This window comes from Pseudomonas brassicacearum subsp. brassicacearum, assembly GCF_008801605.1.
GTDB classification, from domain to species: Bacteria; Pseudomonadota; Gammaproteobacteria; order Pseudomonadales; family Pseudomonadaceae; genus Aquipseudomonas; species Aquipseudomonas brassicacearum.
In genome coordinates this window covers 1-16891 of record NZ_VZPJ01000003.1, presented here as the reverse complement: position 1 = coordinate 16891, position 16891 = coordinate 1, and the positions used below count along the sequence as shown (strand labels likewise).

Below are 16891 nucleotides of genomic sequence, written 5' to 3'. Positions count from 1 at the left end.
TCAGTCCTCGGTTTTTGGCGTGGTGGGGTCGGCATCATGCAGATGACGGGACAGGTAGATACCCTGGCCAATCAGGAACAACAGCGTCATGCCCAGGCTACCGAAGACCTTGAAGTCGACCCAGTACTCCTGGAACGTGAACGCAACGAACAGGTTGGCGGCACCGCAGAACAGGAAGAAGGCGATCCAGGCGATGTTCAACCGGGTCCAGATCAGTTCCGGCAGGTTGATGGCATGGCCCATGATGCGCTTGATCAGCAAGCGGTCACCGATGAAGTGGCTGCCTATGAAGGCCAGGGCGAACAGCCAGTTGACCACCGGGGCCTTCCATTTGAGGAAGGTTTCGCTGTGGAAGGCCAGGGTCAGGCTGCCGAACACGAGGCAGGCGATCAGGGTCAGCCACTGGCTCTTCTCCAGCTTGCGCTGGGACACGAAGAGTGCGCCGTAGACCACCAGGGAGCTGATGATCAGCACTGCGGTGGCGCTGTAAATACCGCCTACAGTCAAGGAATGACCGGCGAAGTCGACGGCCCGGGGATCAAGTTTGTAGACGATGAAAAACAGCAGGAGCGGGATGAAGTCGATGAATTGTTTCACAGTGGCAGCCAGAAGCAGGATGTGGCGGCATAATAACAAACATCCTTGGCCGCGATAGGGCCAGCTGATTTGAGGTAACAAACTCTCGTGAATGTTGATTTGCACTGCCATAGCACGGCCTCCGATGGCGCCCTGGCGCCTGCGGTTCTGGTGGCGCGGGCGTTCGAGCACGGCGTGCGAGTCCTGGCCCTGACCGATCACGACACCCTCGAAGGCCTCGACGAGGCCCGCAGCGCCGCCACGGCGCTGGGCATGCAGCTGGTCAATGGGGTCGAGTTGTCGTGTACCTGGGGCGGGGCGACCATTCATGTGCTGGGCTATGGTTTCGATGTGAATGCGCCCGCTTTGGTCCAGGCCATCGCACAGCTGCGCGACGGGCGCTGGCTGCGTTCCGAAGAGATCAGCCGCAAGCTGGCCCTCAAGGGCATGCCCGGTGCGCTGGACGGCGCCCGGCAGATCCAGCAGGAACTGGGCGACAGCGGCAACGCACCGGCCCGCCCACATTTTGCCGACTGGATGGTGCGCGAAGGGTTCGTCAAGGACCGCGCCGAAGCGTTTCGCAAATGGCTGGGGGCCGGCAAGCTGGGGGACGTCAAGCAGCACTGGCCGACGCTGGAAGAAACCGTCGAGACCCTGCGGGCCGCTGGCGCATGGGTCAGCCTGGCACATCCATGGCATTATGACTTCACTCGCAGCAAGCGCCGTCGCCTGGTCGCCGACTATATTCAAGCGGGGGGCCATGCCATTGAGGTGGTCAACGGCCATCAGCCTGCCGAGCAGGTCGGCAGCCTGGCGATACTGGCCCGTGAGTTCGGCCTGCTGGTTACCGCCGGCAGTGATTTCCATGGCCCTGGGGGCTGGTCCGAGATTGGCGAATACCGCCCGTTGCCGGAAGATCTGCCACCACTATGGTGTAGATTCAAACATGATCCCGTTACCGCCGCCGTCTGAACAGGTAGAACACGTGAGTCAATTTTTCCAGATTCATCCGGAAAACCCGCAAGCGCGCCTGATCAAACAGGCCGTGGAAATCATTCGTGGCGGTGGCGTGGTGGTCTATCCCACCGACTCGTCCTACGCCATCGGTTGCCAGATCGGCGACAAGAATGCCGTGGAGCGGGTACGACGCCTGCGTCAACTGGACGACAAGCACAACTTCGCGCTCATCTGCAGCGACCTGTCGCAGTTGGGCCTGTTCGCCAAGATCGACACCGGCACCTTCCGCCTGCTCAAGGCGCATTTGCCGGGGCCATACACCTTTATTCTCAATGCCACGCGGGAAGTCCCGCGGCTGTTGCTGCACCCGAAAAAACGCACCATCGGCCTGCGGGTGCCGAGCCATCCCATTGCCCTGGCGCTGCTGGCGGAACTGGGTGAGCCGCTGATGAGCGTGACGCTGATCATGCCCGGCGAGAGCGAGCCGTTGACCGATCCCTATGAAATGCGCCAGATCCTCGAGCATCAGGTGGACCTGATCATCGACGGCGGTTTCGGCGGCATGTCGGCGTCCACGGTGATCAACCTGGCCGATGGCGAGCCCCAGGTGGTGCGTGTCGGTTGTGGCGATCCGACGCCGTTCATGGTCGAGGCCTGAATGTCCGCCGTGGAAACCGCCGTGGACCGCACAGACAGCCAGGCCGGCGCGCAGCAGGAGCTGCCGTTCGCCATGGTCTATGGCCAGGCGGTCATGGAAATGCCCCTGGACCTGTACATTCCGCCGGATGCGCTGGAAGTGTTCCTCGAAGCCTTCGAGGGCCCGCTTGACCTGCTGCTGTACCTGATCCGCAAACAGAACATCAACATCCTCGACATCCCGGTGGCGGAAATCACCCGCCAGTACATGGGCTACGTCGAGTTGATGCAGTCGGTGCGCCTGGAACTGGCGGCCGAGTACCTGGTGATGGCGGCCATGCTGGCCGAGATCAAGTCGCGGATGCTGCTGCCGCGCTCGGCAGAGGTCGAAGCGGAAGAAGACGACCCGCGGGCCGAACTGATCCGCCGCTTGCAGGAGTACGAACGCTTCAAGGTCGCAGCCGAAGGCCTCGATGGATTGAACCGGGTCGGGCGCGACGTGGTGGTGCCCAAGCTCGATGCCCCCGAGGCGCGGGCGCGCAAGTTGCTGCCGGATGTGAGCCTGGAAGAGTTGCTGATGTCCATGGCCGAGGTCCTGCGCCGGGGCGATATGTTTGAAAGTCACCAGGTCAGCCGCGAAGCGCTGTCCACCCGCGAGCGCATGAGCGATGTGCTGGAGCGGCTCAAGGGCGGCGGCTTCGTGCCGTTCGTCGAGCTGTTCACCGCCGAGGAGGGGCGCTTGGGTGTCGTTGTGACGTTTATGGCGGTCCTGGAATTGGTCAAGGAATCCTTGGTCGAGCTGGTGCAGAATGAGCCGTTCGCAGCGATCCACGTGCGGGCACGAGCCGAATAACGAGCAAATCAATGAATCTGACTGAACCCCGCGAGCTGGCCCCCTTGCTTGAAGCTTTCCTGTTGGCCTCGGGAAAGCCGCAATCGATGGAGCGCCTGTTCGAACTCTTCGAAGAAGGCGAACGACCTGAGCCGGCCGTATTCAAGAAAGCCCTGACGCTGTTGGGCAAATCCTGCGAGGGGCGGGCCTTCGAGCTCAAGGAAGTGGCGTCCGGTTATCGCCTGCAGATCCGCGAGAAGTTCGCGCCATGGGTCGGGCGCCTGTGGGAGGAGCGGCCGCAGCGCTACTCCCGCGCCATGCTCGAAACCATGGCATTGATTGCCTATCGCCAACCGATCACCCGTGGCGAGATCGAAGATGTGCGCGGCGTGGCGGTCAACAGCCATATCGTCAAGACGCTGTTGGAGCGCGAGTGGATCCGTGTCGTCGGCTATCGAGATGTGCCGGGCAAACCGGCGATGTTCGCCACCACCAAGGCCTTTCTCGATCACTTCAACCTGAAGAACCTCGATGATTTGCCGCCACTGGCCGAACTGCGGGAGCTGGAACCCGAGCCTATGCTGGAGTTCGACGACGCCCCGGTGCCCCAGGGCCTGCAGGAACTGGCCGACGCCAGTGCCGAGCCCGAGGAGCCGAAGGAAGAGACCAGTTTCCACTCGTTGTTGCTGGAGCTGGACACCATGGAGGAGGGCTTGAAGACCGATTTCGACGACCTGCTGCGTGAGGGGCCGGGGCCAGAAAGCGAGACAGATGAGTTGCCGGAGCCTGACAGCGAGGCGGAACCAGAGCCAGAGCCAGAAGCGGAACCGGAACCGGAAGAAGACATCCTCGGCGTTGCCCAAGCCCGGGAAAAGCTGCTGGCCGCCGTCGCCGCCCTCCAGCTGCCGGAACCCGAACTGAGTGATGAAGAAGCCGAAGCCCGGGCCTTGGCCGAAGCGATCGAGAACGAACGGCGACAGTTCGACGACTGATCCGATTTTTTGGTGATTGGACCTCCGCTATCGCGAGCAAGCTCGCTCCCACATGATTCGTGCGCCGCACCGGTCGGCGGAAAAAGCGCCGGGCGCGCGTTGATCAGCTAGTCTCTGATGCGCAATCGCCTCAACGAGCGTATGATTCGCGACCCTTTGGCGATCCCTTCGTCGAAGACCCGTTTTCAAAGCGTCAGGCCAAGCCTGGCTCGACCACACCGGGAGGTGCCCAGAATGAAAGACCAAGACCAGAACGACAGCCAGGAAATCGGCCCAGCAGGCGAAAAGCTGCAAAAAGTCCTCGCCCGTATCGGCGTCGGCTCGCGCCGTGACGTGGAAGCCTGGATCACCCAGGGCCGGATCAAGGTCAATGGCAAAGATGCCACCTTGGGCCTGCGTGTCGACATGCACGACGCCATCACCATCGATGGCAAGGTGATCAAGCGCGAAGAGGCCGCCGAAACGGTGCGTCGCGTGATCATGTACAACAAGCCCGACGGCGAGATCTGCACCCGTGACGACCCGGAAGGCCGTCCGACCGTGTTCGACAAGATGCCGCGTCCCAAAGAAGGCCGTTGGATCAACATCGGTCGCCTGGACATCAACACCACCGGTTTGCTGATGTTCACCACCGACGGTGAACTGGCCAACCGCTTGATGCACCCGTCCTACGAGATGGACCGCGAATACGCCGTGCGTGTGCGTGGCGAAGTCGACGACGAGATGATCGAGCGCCTCAAGGCCGGCGTCGTGCTGGAAGACGGCCCGGCGCGTTTCACCGACATCAAGCAGGCGCCCGGCGGTGAAGGCTTCAACCACTGGTACCACTGCGTGGTGATGGAAGGTCGTAACCGTGAAGTACGTCGCCTGTGGGAATCCCAGGGGCTGGTGGTCAGCCGCCTCAAGCGCGTGCGTTTCGGTCCGGTGTTCCTCAATTCCGACCTGCCGATGGGCCGCTGGCGCGAAATGAGCCAGTACGAAGTCGACATCCTGGCAGCCGAAGTGGGCCTCAAGCCCGTGGCAATGCCGCAGATGACCGCCAAGAGCAAGGACAAGCTGGAGCGGATGCAGCGTAAATCCTCGCGCCCGATGGGCAAGACCGAGCGCGTGCGTACGCTGCGTCCGGCTGCCGAAGGCGCACCGACCGGTCCGCGTCCTTCGCGCGAGCCGCAGATCGAAGGCGAACGCCCGGCCCGCAAGCCTGCTCCGCGTCAGGACGGTGAGCGTGGTCCACGCACGCCGCGTCCGGCCAACGGTCGGACTGAACGTGGTGAAGGGCGCGGTGCTCCGGCTGGCCGCGGTACGCCAGTCGCCGATCGCCCGGCCGACACCAAGCGCCCGGCCAAGCCCGCGCCGAAAAAGCGCCCGGGTATCGTCCTGGCCGATCGCGATGCGCCATCGGGTAAACGCCGTGGTGCACCGGCAGGTTCGGGACAGCGTCCGGGGTTTGGGCGTCGTAAGCCGGAGTGATCGGCGAGCGCCCATGAAAAAAAGCCAACTTTCGAGTTGGCTTTTTTTTGAGCAGACTTTAGTGATGCGGTGCCGGTGAGTTCGCTATCGCGAGCAAGCTCGCTCCCACAGTTGATCTTCGGTGGATGGAGATAGGTGTTCGACACCGTTCCAGTGTGGGAGCGAGCTTGCTCGCGATGGAGGCATCAGCCTTGCAGAAATCCCAACCTAAAGCACAAACCGCCCATCAAACATCGGCTCATTATCCAGCGCCAACATCCCCTTCTCGAAAATCAGATCCAGGTGATGGCTGCCCTTGGCCCCGCCGCCGAGCCCCAGGTGCAGGCCGCAATGGCGCTCCTCGAAACCGGCATTGCGGGCGTACAGGCTCTTGACCCCTTCGTTGGTGCCGATCCCCAGTTCCTCGATGCGGCGGTTGGACGGGTTGGCGTCCAGGTATTTGTTGAAGTCGTGCTCCAGACCCGGCACCTCGGTGGCGATTTTCTGGATGGTGGAGTCTTCGATCCACAGCTCCAGCGGCGATTGCAGGACGCCGTATTTGCGCGCGAACGGGATGGTGCTCAGGAAGGTGCCGACAAAATTCACTCGGCCATTGATGGTGTCGCTGTGAGTAGCGATTTCGCCGGGGGCCAGATCGTAGTTGCCGAGGCCGTTGATGTCGGTCCATTTCTTCACGCCGCCCAGGGCGGTGTCGAAATACGAACCGTGGTCATCCTGGAAACTCAGGGTCGTCGCCTGGGACATGCGCCGGATCAGGTGACTGTTGAGCCCGGCGATACGCTGGGGAATCACGCTGAAAGTGTCATAGAAGTAGTCGCCGTAGTCCTTGAACAGCAGCGATTTCTTCCAGTTGTCGGCCATCACGCCTTGCAGTGCGCGGACAAAGTCCGGGCCGTCGGGGCGAGGGTTGGGCAGGGTGGAGGAGTCGTAGAAGAAAATATACAGATCGCTGTCGGCAATGGCCTTGGACAGGCGTTCCGTGGGTTCAAGGTCCAGGCGCATGGCGCTGAACCGGAAGGGCGAGCCGCTGCCGGCCTGTTCGGCGATGGCGCCGGTCAGCGCTTCGTAGTCAGCGGTATGGCCGAGCAACACCTTGGCGGGCTGGATGCCGGCCAGGGCGGGATGGTGTTCGAGGTAGTAAAGGAAATGTGAGATGGCTCGTTGTGTGTCCATGCTTATTCTTCCCTGACAAGTTCATTAAACGTCCCTGACAACCGGCAAAAGTGGCGGAGTCGACCGGCCGGATCGCCTCCGCCGGGCGGTGCCTACAGAGGCCACATCGCCGTGCCGAATGGAACGACGGCATCGGCCTGCATCATTTCAACGGCGGCTTCATGGGTTGGGGCTTCAAACCATTCGTCCAGTTGCAGTTCGGTTTCCAAGTCTTTGTCCAGTGCTTGCATAGTGAATCTCCTAGATGACTTTTACGGAAATAAGCGGCTCGATTCGGCGAATGGAAACAGGCCGGCAACGGCACCGCAGAACTTGTCGGCACGATGCCTGGGCAAGTCGCTGAAAACCTAGTCGAGGGATTTTTGGATTGCAAAAAAATAATTTTATTTTTTTTGTTTGAACTTTTTGTTCCATTTTCAGCGACGGCATTAGTCATTCAAAAACAGCCGCCTGGGTGTTTTTTTAAATAGGTAGCTACCTACCGTCAATTTGCAGTCAGCCCCCGGAAATTTCCTGCTTGGAAAGTTTGCGTTACGCACCGTAAAGGAATGCTGACGATTTTTGCCTTGTGAACGGGCCTCTATCGGCGTTTCGGATGGCTGTAAGAAAAAGCTGCCGAGGGCCCCGGTTTGACGAGTTTTCTGATACTTCGCAGCGCTTGTTTCAGGCCAAGGGGAAGGGTCAGATGCGCGCCATACCTGAAGTGCGGGGTAAGACGCTGATCCGGTGGTGTCTGGCAGCAGGAGGGCCGCAGTGTACAATGCGCGGCGTTTTACTGTGACCCTTAGCGTACCCACGCATTTTCAAGGTTATCCGCCTTGTTCACTCCGCCACGTCATAAGCGTGTCGGGTTCGATTTCGTCACAGATAAAAACAAATAGGTGACGCATGACCGTTGTAGAAAATACGCATTCGGGCGAGCTGAAGCGCGGCCTGAAAAATCGCCACATTCAACTGATCGCCCTCGGTGGTGCGATCGGCACCGGCCTGTTCCTCGGCTCGGCGGGGGTGCTGAAATCAGCCGGCCCGTCGATGATCCTTGGCTACGCCATCTGCGGCTTCATCGCCTTCATGATCATGCGCCAGTTGGGTGAAATGATCGTCGAAGAGCCGGTGGCCGGTTCCTTCAGCCACTTTGCCCATAAGTACTGGGGCGGTTTCGCCGGGTTCCTCTCGGGTTGGAACTGCTGGATTCTCTACATCCTGGTAGGCATGTCCGAACTGACTGCAGTCGGCAAGTACATCCATTACTGGGCCCCGGACATTCCGACCTGGGTCTCGGCGGCGGCATTTTTCATCCTGATCAACGCCATCAACCTGGCCAACGTCAAAGTCTTCGGCGAGGCCGAGTTCTGGTTCGCGATCATCAAGGTCGTGGCGATTGTCGGCATGATTGCCCTGGGCAGCTATTTGCTGGTCAGTGGCCATGGCGGGCCGCAGGCGTCGGTGACCAACCTGTGGTCCCACGGCGGGTTCTTCCCCAACGGTGTGAGCGGGCTGGTGATGGCCATGGCGATCATCATGTTCTCTTTCGGTGGCCTGGAAATGCTCGGTTTCACCGCCGCTGAGGCCGACAAACCGAAAACCGTGATCCCCAAGGCCATCAACCAGGTGATCTACCGGATCCTGATTTTCTACATCGGTGCGCTCGTGGTGCTGTTGTCCCTGACCCCTTGGGACAGCCTGCTGACCACGCTCAACGCTTCCGGCGATGCCTACAGCGGCAGCCCGTTCGTGCAGGTGTTCTCGATGCTGGGCAGCAACACTGCGGCGCATATCCTCAACTTCGTGGTGCTCACCGCCGCGCTGTCGGTGTACAACAGCGGCACCTATTGCAACAGCCGCATGTTGCTGGGCATGGCCGAGCAGGGCGATGCGCCCAAGGCCTTGTCCAAGATCGACAAGCGCGGCGTGCCGGTGCGTTCGATCCTCGCGTCGGCGGCTGTCACGCTGGTGGCGGTGCTGTTGAACTACCTGATCCCGCAGCATGCGCTGGAGCTGCTGATGTCGCTGGTGGTCGCGACCCTGGTGATCAACTGGGCGATGATCAGCTACTCGCACTTCAAGTTCCGCCAGCACATGAACCAGACCCGCCAGACGCCGCTGTTCAAGGCGCTGTGGTACCCGTACGGCAACTACATCTGCCTGGCGTTCGTGGTGTTCATCCTGGGCGTGATGTTGCTGATCCCCGGCATCCAGGTATCGGTCTATGCGATTCCGGTGTGGGTGGTGTTCATGTGGGTGTGCTACGTGATCAAGAACAAGCGCAGTGCCCAGCATGAACTGGCTGTGGCGGCTGCCACCAAGTAAGCAAGCCTGAAATACAACAAACCCGGCCAAGTGCCGGGTTTGTCGTTCAAGGAAGGTACAAAATCTGTGGGAACAAGGCCTGTGGGAGCAAGGCTTGCCCGCGATGCAGTCACCGCGATTTATCGATAAACCGCATTACCGTTCATCGCGGGCAAGCCTTGCTCCCACAGACCTCTCCACAGGCCAGACTCCCACAGACCTCTCCACAGGCCAGGCTCTCACAAGCCTCATTCCAGCGGTTTCGAGTATCCTGTGGGTCCTGATACCGGATACTTTCCATGCTGGCGATTTCCAACACCGTGCACATCCCGGACGCCGAGATCGAGCTGACGGCCATCCGCGCCCAAGGGGCAGGGGGGCAGAACGTCAACAAGGTCTCCAGCGCTGTGCATTTGCGCTTCGACATTCCGGCCTCGTCGCTGCCCGAGTTCTACAAGGAGCGGCTGCTGGCCCTGCGCGACAGTCGCATTACCAGCGATGGTGTATTGATCATCAAGGCCCAGCAATACCGTACGCAGGAACAGAACCGGGCCGATGCCCTGGAGCGCCTGACCGAACTGATCCTCAGCGCCACCAAGGTCGAAAAGAAGCGCTGTCCGACAAAACCGACCCTGGGTTCGAAAAAGCGTCGCCTGGAATCCAAGACCAAGCGCGGCTCGATCAAGGCCGGGCGCGGCAAGGTGGACTTCTAGCTTTTCTCCCGTTCCTGGCGATGCCTCGGCGCCTGTCGGTACAGGTAGACGCTCAATGCCAACCCGCCCAGGGCCGCCAGTGCGGCGAATAGAAAGATCGAGGCAAAGCCGAAGCCCGCGGCAATCGCACCGGCCAGCGGTCCGGTGATCCCCAGCGACAAATCAATGAACAGTGAATAAGCACCCACCGCCGCCCCGCGGCTGGAGGCCGGCACCAGGTTGACCGCTTCCACGCCCAGCGCCGGAAACACCAGGGAAAAGCCGAAGCCGCTCAACGCCGCGCCCGCCAGGGCCCAGTGGGCATCCGGTGCGAGCCACAACAGCAACAGGCCCAGGGTTTCCACCGACAGGCAGGCAATCGCCACACGAAAGCCGCCCAGACGGTTGATCAGGTTGCCGAACAGCAGGCGCGCGCCGATGAAGCTGGCGCCGAACAGGCTCAGGCACAGCACGGCGTTGTCCCAGTGCTGGGTGGCGTAGTACAGGGTGATGAAGGTCGCGATGGTGCCAAACCCGATGGAACCCAGGGCCAGGCCGCAGCCGTGTGGCAGCACACGCCCCAGCACGTGCATGAACGGCAGGCGTTCGCCAGTGACGATGGGCGCGGCGGTTTTGCGCCAGGCCAATGCCAACCCCAGCAAGCCGAGCAAGATAATGCTCACGCCCATGCTCCATAGCCCCAGCGCATTGACCAGCCACACCCCCAGCGGTGCGCCAATCGCCAGCGCGCCGTAACTGGCGATACCGTTCCAGGAAATCACCTTGGCGGTATTCGCCGCGCCGACCCGGCCGATGCCCCAGCCAATCGAACCGGAGCCCACCAGGCTTTCCGCGCTACCGAGCACCAGGCGACCGATCAGCAGGCTGATCAGGCTGAACGTTGGCAGGTGGGGCGTCCAGGCAGACACCAGCATGAACACACCACTCAGCCCGCAGCCGGCGAGGCCGAACATCACCGCGCGCTTGCTTCCCAGGTTATCGATGATTCGCCCTGCATAAGGACGACTGAGCAGAGTGGCCAGGTATTGCACGCTGATCACCAACCCGGCGATCACCGCGCCGAAGCCCAGTTCGCCGTGGACGAACCCGGGCAGTACGGCCAGGGGAATGCCGATATTCAGGTAGCCGATGAATGTGAACAGGACGATGGAAACGACTTGCAGCGTGACCGCCAGGGGGCGCTGGGAATCTGACATGGGGTAAAGGTCCACGGAGCAGCAGGATAGGTAGGCTGCTTATGATAACGGCGACCGTGGGGTCAGGGCGGGGAAAAGTAAAACTATTTGCCCAATGGTGGTTCAGCTGCCGTTCTCACCGCTGACCAGGCGTGTGGTCACCAGTGCGGCGATGGCGTTTTCTTCGCTGCCAAAGCGCGCCAGCAGGGCTGCTTGTTTCTCGGCAGGAAGGCGGGTCCAGATCTCGACCATTTTTTCGGCAGTGCCGATCAGCACGCTGGCCTGGGCTTCGCTGAATGGAGGGGTGTCATCGGTCATGGAGGGCTCGGGATTCAGGCAGTGTGGAAAGCGCATCTTAGCGCTTTCCACACGGTCTGGTGGTGCGGGTCAATCAGTCTTCGCTGTCGGCCTGGCGGCGTTCAGTGGCTTCTTTAGGCTCGGGTTGCTGGGCGTCTGCTTGCCCCCCGGCTTGTAGCGTGGTCGTCTGCTCAGTGTCGTGCAGGCTTGGGAAGGGGAGATTAGGGATCTCGTGCATATCGCGCTCCTCGCAAGGTCTGTGGATAGATCTGGTAGATCCGCGCTTTTACAAAGCCTGGGCAGGATACAGCAGGAGAAATGACAAAAAGACTTTTAAATCCCGTCGGGCCGACAAAAGGGATTGTCTGGACAAGTCATGACCAATCCCTCCGTGCGGCGTCCTGGCGCAACTTTTTCAGCCCCGGCTACCGGCCGTTACCAGTGGTCGGCAAGGCTCAAGAATGCCTCTGCAAGGCCGATGGTCTGTACAAATCCTTTGGCATTCGGTTTCGACACCGGACATGGAAGTCGGGGCGTCGTTAGCTCTTTTTACCCCCACGAGATTCTTTCCATGTTTCTACAAAAATCCTTGAGAGCCCAGATCCTTGCCTTGCTCAGCGGCAGTCTGTTGGCGATGCTGCTGATCGCCCTGGCGTCCTTCCATTTCCTGTCCGAGGGTGTCCAGAATTATCGCCAGCTGATTGATGGCCCGTTGCGCGCCTCACAATTGATCGACGAGGCCAACCTGCAATTCAAGGTGCAGGTCCAGGAATGGAAAAACGTCCTGTTGCGCGGCAAGCAGCCAGCGGACCTGGATAAGTACTGGAAGCAATTCGAGGAACGCCAGCACGATGTCCAGGGCATTCTGGGTGAGTTGATCGGGCACAAGGACCTCCCAGCCCAAATCAAGGCGCGCATTGAACGCCTGCGGGACGAACACCGTCAGTTGGGTTCGGCGTACCAGAAGGGCCGGGACGCGTTTGTGGCGGCAGGTGCTGATGCGACGGCTGGTGATGCAGCGGTCAAGGGCGTCGACCGTGCTGCCAGTGAGCAGATGAGTGAGCTGGTCGCCGAGTTGCACAAGATGGGCAGCGAGCAATCGGTGTCGATCAGTACCGGGGCCGACCGGACCATTCTGCTGGGTACTGTGGTGATGCTGGTCTCAGGCCTGCTGATTGGGGTGTTCAGCCTGTGGATGGTCAACCGCAATCTGGTGCAGCCTATCCGCAACCTGATCGCATACGTGACCCAATTGAGTCACGGTCGTTTTTCCGAGCGGGTCGTCAGCAATCGCCAGGACGAACTGGGCGATCTCGCCCTGGCGGCCAATACCTTGCGCGATTTCCTCGCCGAAACCTTCACGCGCCTGCAACGCAGTGCCACGGAGCTGGACAGTGCCAGCGGTGAACTCAATGCCATCGCCAGCCTGATGAGCCAAGGCACCAGCGAACAATTCGAACGCACCGATCAGGTGGCAACGGCAATGAACGAGATGTCCGCCACCGCCCAGGAAGTTGCCCGCCATGCCGCCGATGCGGCGCGGGCTGCCGATGATGCCGATCACTCGGCGCAGCAGGGCGAGAAAGTGATGCAGGGCACTATCCACACCATCACCCAGATGCGCGGCGAGATTGCCAACACGGCCACGGTGATCCGTCGTCTGGAAACCGACAGCGGGCGCATCGGTAAAGTGCTTGAAGTGATTCGCGGGATTGCCGAGCAGACCAACCTGCTGGCCCTCAACGCTGCCATCGAAGCGGCCCGGGCGGGGGGGCCGGACGTGGTTTCGCGGTGGTCGCCGATGAGGTTCGCAACTTGGCCCAGCGCACGGCGTCATCGATCATCGAGATCAATCAGATTATCCAGACCGTGCAGACTGGCGCAGTGGACGCGGCCCAGGCCATCGAAAGCGGGCAGTCGCGCAGTGAAGAAAGTGTCGAGCAGGTGACCCAGGCCGGCGCCATGCTGGAACGCATCACCCAGGCGGTGGAAGCGATTCGCGACATGAACCGCCAGATCGCCACCGCCGCGGAAGAGCAGACCTCCGTGGCCGAAGACATCTCGCGCAACCTCACCGAAATCACCTGCATCGCCAGCACCAACCTCGACAATGTGCAGCGCACCGAAGCGGCCAGTCGGGATTTGCATGGGTTGTCGGGGCAGTTGAATGAAGTGACGGCGCGGTTGAGTGCCTAACCCCAGTGGCGAGGGAGCAAGCTCCCTCGCCACACAAGCTTATGCGAACCTGAGGTGGATCAATCTCAATAATCGCGCCGCTTGCGAAATGCCCATCGGCCTGCAATCACGGTGAAGGTTGCCACCAGCGCCACCAGGATCCAGAAGCCCTCCGGATCACCGGCCAGCGGCACGCCGCCGACGTTCATGCCGAAGAAACCGGCAATGATGTTGATGGGCAATGCCAGGACCGTGACCACCGTCAGGGTGAACAGCGTGCGGTTGCTTTGTTCGTTGAGGTTGGCGGCGATCTCTTCCTGCAGCAGCTTGATCCGCTCGCCCAGGGCGGTGAGGTCGTTGATGATCAGGGCGAACTCCTCGGTGGACTTGCGCAACTCCTTGACGTCTTCCTTCTGCAGCCATTGCGGTGGGCGGTTGAGCAGGCGCAGCAACGAGCCTGGCTCCAGGGCCAGCAGGCGTTGCAGGCGTACCAGCACTCGGCGCTGGGCGCCCAACTCGGAGCGGTTGGTGGACAGTCGCGAAGAGAGCAGTTGGTCTTCGATCTGATCGACGTTGAGGCTGGTCTTGCGCACGATCTGGGTCAGCACTTCGCCTTGGTCGCGCAGCAGATGCACGAGCAGTTCCAGCGGTGAGCGAAAGCACTCGCCGGCCTTGACCGATGAGCGCAGCTTGTCGACCGAGTGCAAAGGTTGCAGCCGCGCGCTGATGATCAGCCGACTGTGCACGCAAACCCACAACGTCGATACATCCGAGGACACCAGGTTGCTGAGGTTGAACACCACATCGTTCACCACCGCCAGCAATGCCGAGTCCACATGTTCGATGCGGGTCGAGCGCGAGCCTTCGTGCAGGGCTTCGAAGAATTCCTGGGGCAAGGCCAGGTGGCTTTTCATCCAGCGCTCGCAGGCAGCGTGGGCCAGGTTCAGGTGCAGCCAGAGGAATTCGTCGGCGTCTTGCGGTTGTTGCAGGCTTTGCAGGGCCTGGGCCGAATCGATCTCCCTGCCACGCTCGCCGGGGCGGAAACGAAATCCGTAAAGCAGGCCGAACAGGTCCGGATCGCGATGGCTTTGGTCGATGCTGTGGTTCATGAGGGCTCGCTGGCGGGGAGTGCCTGTCGCGGCGACAACAGGGTCACTTGAGCGGCATCATTGCAGGGTTTTTTGAAGGTTTTGTGACAGGTGGCTGTGTCACTTGGACCGTTAGCCGTTTACATACGCACGCAAAAGAGCCGCGCAACTTGAAAGTTGCGCGGCTCTACATGGATTAAATCAGTCATCTCGGTCTTGTTTGTTTTCCAAGACCTCTCCGGTAGCGGCATTGAGTTCAACGTCAAACTCTCTGCCATCTGGGTAACGTACTTCAACTTCGTATTCATAACCGTTGAAACGCTCATCCAAGTCAGCAAGTCCGATGGTCGCTCCCGGGTGCAGCTTCTCGACGATCTGTTTAAGTTCGTCCATTGATTTGATCTTGCCTTCCTTGACCAGTTGGGGAATCTGGGTGGCCGGAACATCCTTCGCCTGGGCCAGGCCAGCGGTGAGGGTCAGGGCGGCAACGGTAAACAGGGCAGTCAAAGTTTTCATAGGTCTTTCCTTTGTCGTTAAAGGGTGATTCGTTTAAGTGGGCTCAGATTATCTGTGGCAACTTAATTCACCCTTAATTCGGAAAACTTGCAGCGACTGCACCGATCCGGCCCTGATTCCTCAGTAACCGTTCTTCTCCAATAGTTGCGCCACACTGCCTGTTTCGGGACGCTTGAAGTACTTGAGCAACTCACTGGCCCGATTGGTGAAAATGCCATCCACGCCGGCGTTCATCACTTTCTTGAAGTCCACCGGCTCATCAACAGTGTAGACATGCACCAGCAGACCCTGGTCATGGGTGTACTGGTTCATCCATGGCTGCACCAGGTCCGCGTAACTCTGGCTGCCGCCATGGGTCAACGCCGCGGACGGCCCAGTACCGATGGCGCCCTGGGCCTTGGCGTACTGAATCCATGTTTCGAATTCTGCCTTGTCCTTGGGTTCCTGCTTGGCGTAATAGGCGGCCTTGTCCGTTTCGCCGGACTCGGCAAAAGGCACCTTGGACTTGGGCTCGATGTTGCCTTCGCCCACCCACAGCAGCAGGATCTTCGGCACCTTCGGCATCTCTTTGTGCAGCAGTTCGAGACTGCTCTTTTCAAAGGTCTGCAAGACCACTTTGCCTTTGCCCTGGCCGACACCCGTGGCGCGCTTGGCCAGTTTCGACCCGGCCGGGCTCAGCCAACCGCGGTCCTGCAGTTTGTCCTTCAAGTCGCGCTCAATGCCGGGGAACAGCTTCGGCGCCTTGGTCTCGATGTACAGCCCGGGTTTTTGCTGCGGGTTGCCCTCGGCGATATTGATCACTTCATCGAGGGTCAGGATTTTCAGGCCGGCGAACGAAGGTCGCGCGCGGTCCGGGTAAGCGGTGTTGAACCAACTGCCGGCATCGAGGGTTTTGAGCTCCGCCATGGTGAATTCGTTGGCGGTGCTGTCCTTGCGCTCGGGGAATTTGACCGCGACATCCGTTGTGCGCAGCAGGCTGTCGTCATGCAGGACGAACAACACGCCGTCCTTGCTGCGTTGCAGGTCCAGTTCCAGGTAGTCGGCGCCCAGGTCGCGGGCCAGCTTGTAGGCAGCAGCGGTGGATTCCGGCGCGTCGAACGAGGCGCCGCGATGGGCGATGACCGCCGGATGTGGAATACCCTGGAGGGCTGCCAGGGCCTTGGGGCTCGGGGCCTCGGACGCTTGGGTCTGGCCGAAGCCGAGCAACAGGCTCAGCATCAAGGCGGTGCGGGTGAAGGTGACAGGCATGCTCGAAATCCTTTCGTAGGTGTGTGCAAAAAACTATCTTTTAACAACTGAACGCTGTCGGCGCTATCGCCATACCGACATAAACCTGTGCAAAGAAGATTTTTCCCACGCATTTCCAGGCCGCTTTGCAGTACCCTTGCCGCATCAGTTTCCCCGGCAGAGGGAAACCTTAAATCCTGTGTCCGCTTGCCCTGCGTGTAAACCATTGATCAGACGTCCCGAGGGACGTATCCATGAGGTTTACCATGCGCACCACTTCGACATTCATCTGCCAGGCCGCCGACCAGCTCAAGGGTTTTGTCGGCCTGAACCGCAAGACTGGCCAGTACATCGTGCGGTTCAGCGAAGACGCCTTCGGCATGGACGTGGCCGACGACGGCATCATCCCCACCTGCGAATTTGTCTGGGCCCCCGTGGCGGACGGCACCATGGCCCTCAAGCGCGAGCGCATCCAGTTGCTGCTGGACCAGCACATCGACGACCGGATCAACCTCTCCGAACCTTTACGGGTGTACATGGCCCGCAGCGACCTGCCGGAAATCGTGGCGGTGCGGCAGTTGGTGGAAGGCTGAAGCCACGACCTTCACCCCGGTGGGAGCAAGCTCAGCTCCCACAGAGGATTTGTGCTGAAGGCAGGATCTGTGCCCCTCCTTCGAGATTCAATGTGGGAGCAAGGCTTGCCCGCGATGGGGTGGCACATTCAACATCGCTGCAAGCTGTCCCACCGCCATCGCGAGCAAGCTCAGCTCCCACA

General features: G+C 60.6%; 17 protein-coding genes and 1 pseudogene. 9 read left to right on the top strand and 9 right to left on the bottom strand.

Annotated elements, in window-relative coordinates; genetic code table 11:
- Positions 1 to 597, bottom strand: coding sequence for a septation protein A (locus F7R20_RS08615; protein ID WP_003204874.1), 597 nt, complete (start codon positions 595 to 597; stop codon positions 1 to 3).
- A gap of 87 nt (positions 598 to 684) precedes the next feature.
- Here F7R20_RS08615 and F7R20_RS08610 point away from each other — a divergent pair, with 87 nt between their 5' ends.
- The 5 genes from F7R20_RS08610 (at position 685) to rluB (ending at position 5463) form a co-directional block, all read left to right on the top strand.
- Positions 685 to 1548, top strand: a complete 864-nt coding sequence (locus tag F7R20_RS08610) for a PHP domain-containing protein (protein WP_003204872.1) — start codon at positions 685 to 687, stop codon at positions 1546 to 1548.
- Between the two features lie 13 nt (positions 1549 to 1561).
- Positions 1562 to 2191 carry an L-threonylcarbamoyladenylate synthase gene (locus F7R20_RS08605; protein WP_003204870.1) on the top strand — a complete coding sequence of 210 codons (630 nt, stop codon included), beginning with the start codon at positions 1562 to 1564 and terminating at the stop codon, positions 2189 to 2191.
- Between the two features lie 132 nt (positions 2192 to 2323).
- Positions 2324 to 3022, top strand: coding sequence for a segregation and condensation protein A (locus F7R20_RS08600; protein WP_165826070.1), 699 nt, complete (start codon positions 2324 to 2326; stop codon positions 3020 to 3022).
- 11 nt (positions 3023 to 3033) lie between these two features.
- Positions 3034 to 3993: an SMC-Scp complex subunit ScpB gene (scpB, locus tag F7R20_RS08595; protein WP_003204867.1), complete on the top strand. Its 960-nt coding sequence runs from the start codon at positions 3034 to 3036 to the stop codon at positions 3991 to 3993.
- 234 nt (positions 3994 to 4227) lie between these two features.
- A complete protein-coding gene (rluB, locus tag F7R20_RS08590) occupies positions 4228 to 5463 on the top strand; it encodes a 23S rRNA pseudouridine(2605) synthase RluB (RefSeq protein WP_003204865.1) in 1236 nt (411 codons plus the stop codon).
- 207 nt (positions 5464 to 5670) lie between these two features.
- Here rluB and F7R20_RS08585 read toward each other — a convergent pair whose 3' ends face one another.
- Both F7R20_RS08585 and F7R20_RS31605 read right to left on the bottom strand, forming a co-directional pair.
- A complete protein-coding gene (locus F7R20_RS08585) occupies positions 5671 to 6636 on the bottom strand; it encodes a M29 family metallopeptidase (RefSeq protein WP_003204863.1) in 966 nt (321 codons plus the stop codon).
- A gap of 92 nt (positions 6637 to 6728) precedes the next feature.
- Positions 6729 to 6866 carry a hypothetical protein gene (locus F7R20_RS31605; RefSeq protein ID WP_003178782.1) on the bottom strand — a complete coding sequence of 46 codons (138 nt, stop codon included), beginning with the start codon at positions 6864 to 6866 and terminating at the stop codon, positions 6729 to 6731.
- Between the two features lie 658 nt (positions 6867 to 7524).
- Between F7R20_RS31605 and F7R20_RS08580 the strand changes: the two genes are divergently transcribed.
- Together F7R20_RS08580 and arfB are read left to right on the top strand one after the other, a co-directional pair.
- Positions 7525 to 8946, top strand: coding sequence for an amino acid permease (locus F7R20_RS08580; RefSeq protein WP_003204861.1), 1422 nt, complete (start codon positions 7525 to 7527; stop codon positions 8944 to 8946).
- Between the two features lie 278 nt (positions 8947 to 9224).
- Entirely contained in the window at positions 9225 to 9638 is a 414-nt protein-coding gene (gene arfB, locus F7R20_RS08575) for an alternative ribosome rescue aminoacyl-tRNA hydrolase ArfB (protein WP_003204859.1), read from the top strand.
- Here the strand turns inward: arfB and F7R20_RS08570 are convergent.
- The 3 genes from F7R20_RS08570 to F7R20_RS31600 form a co-directional block, all read right to left on the bottom strand.
- On the bottom strand, positions 9635 to 10834 hold the full coding sequence (locus F7R20_RS08570; protein ID WP_003204857.1) for an MFS transporter: 1200 nt from the start codon (positions 10832 to 10834) through the stop codon (positions 9635 to 9637). The two genes, arfB and F7R20_RS08570, sit on opposite strands and share 4 nt — an antisense overlap.
- Positions 10835 to 10936: 102 nt before the next feature.
- Positions 10937 to 11167, bottom strand: a complete 231-nt coding sequence (locus F7R20_RS08565) for a hypothetical protein (protein ID WP_003204855.1) — start codon at positions 11165 to 11167, stop codon at positions 10937 to 10939.
- Between the two features lie 37 nt (positions 11168 to 11204).
- Positions 11205 to 11348: a hypothetical protein gene (locus tag F7R20_RS31600; RefSeq protein WP_003204853.1), complete on the bottom strand. Its 144-nt coding sequence runs from the start codon at positions 11346 to 11348 to the stop codon at positions 11205 to 11207.
- Positions 11349 to 11681: 333 nt separating this feature from the next.
- Between F7R20_RS31600 and F7R20_RS08560 the strand changes: the two are divergent.
- Positions 11682 to 13306, top strand: a pseudogene (locus tag F7R20_RS08560) (methyl-accepting chemotaxis protein).
- A 65-nt stretch (positions 13307 to 13371) separates the two neighbouring features.
- Here the strand turns inward: F7R20_RS08560 and F7R20_RS08555 are convergent.
- The 3 genes from F7R20_RS08555 to F7R20_RS08545 form a co-directional block, all read right to left on the bottom strand.
- Positions 13372 to 14394: a transporter gene (locus F7R20_RS08555; protein WP_003204846.1), complete on the bottom strand. Its 1023-nt coding sequence runs from the start codon at positions 14392 to 14394 to the stop codon at positions 13372 to 13374.
- A 180-nt stretch (positions 14395 to 14574) separates the two neighbouring features.
- A complete protein-coding gene (locus tag F7R20_RS08550) occupies positions 14575 to 14889 on the bottom strand; it encodes a PepSY domain-containing protein (protein WP_003204845.1) in 315 nt (104 codons plus the stop codon).
- 120 nt (positions 14890 to 15009) lie between these two features.
- On the bottom strand, positions 15010 to 16137 hold the full coding sequence (locus tag F7R20_RS08545) for a glycerophosphodiester phosphodiesterase (RefSeq protein ID WP_003204842.1): 1128 nt from the start codon (positions 16135 to 16137) through the stop codon (positions 15010 to 15012).
- A 245-nt stretch (positions 16138 to 16382) separates the two neighbouring features.
- Between F7R20_RS08545 and F7R20_RS08540 the strand changes: the two genes are divergently transcribed.
- Complete coding sequence (locus F7R20_RS08540) at positions 16383 to 16709, top strand: DUF2025 family protein (protein WP_003204839.1); 327 nt, start codon at positions 16383 to 16385, stop codon at positions 16707 to 16709.
- The last annotated feature ends 182 nt before the right edge of the window (positions 16710 to 16891 follow it).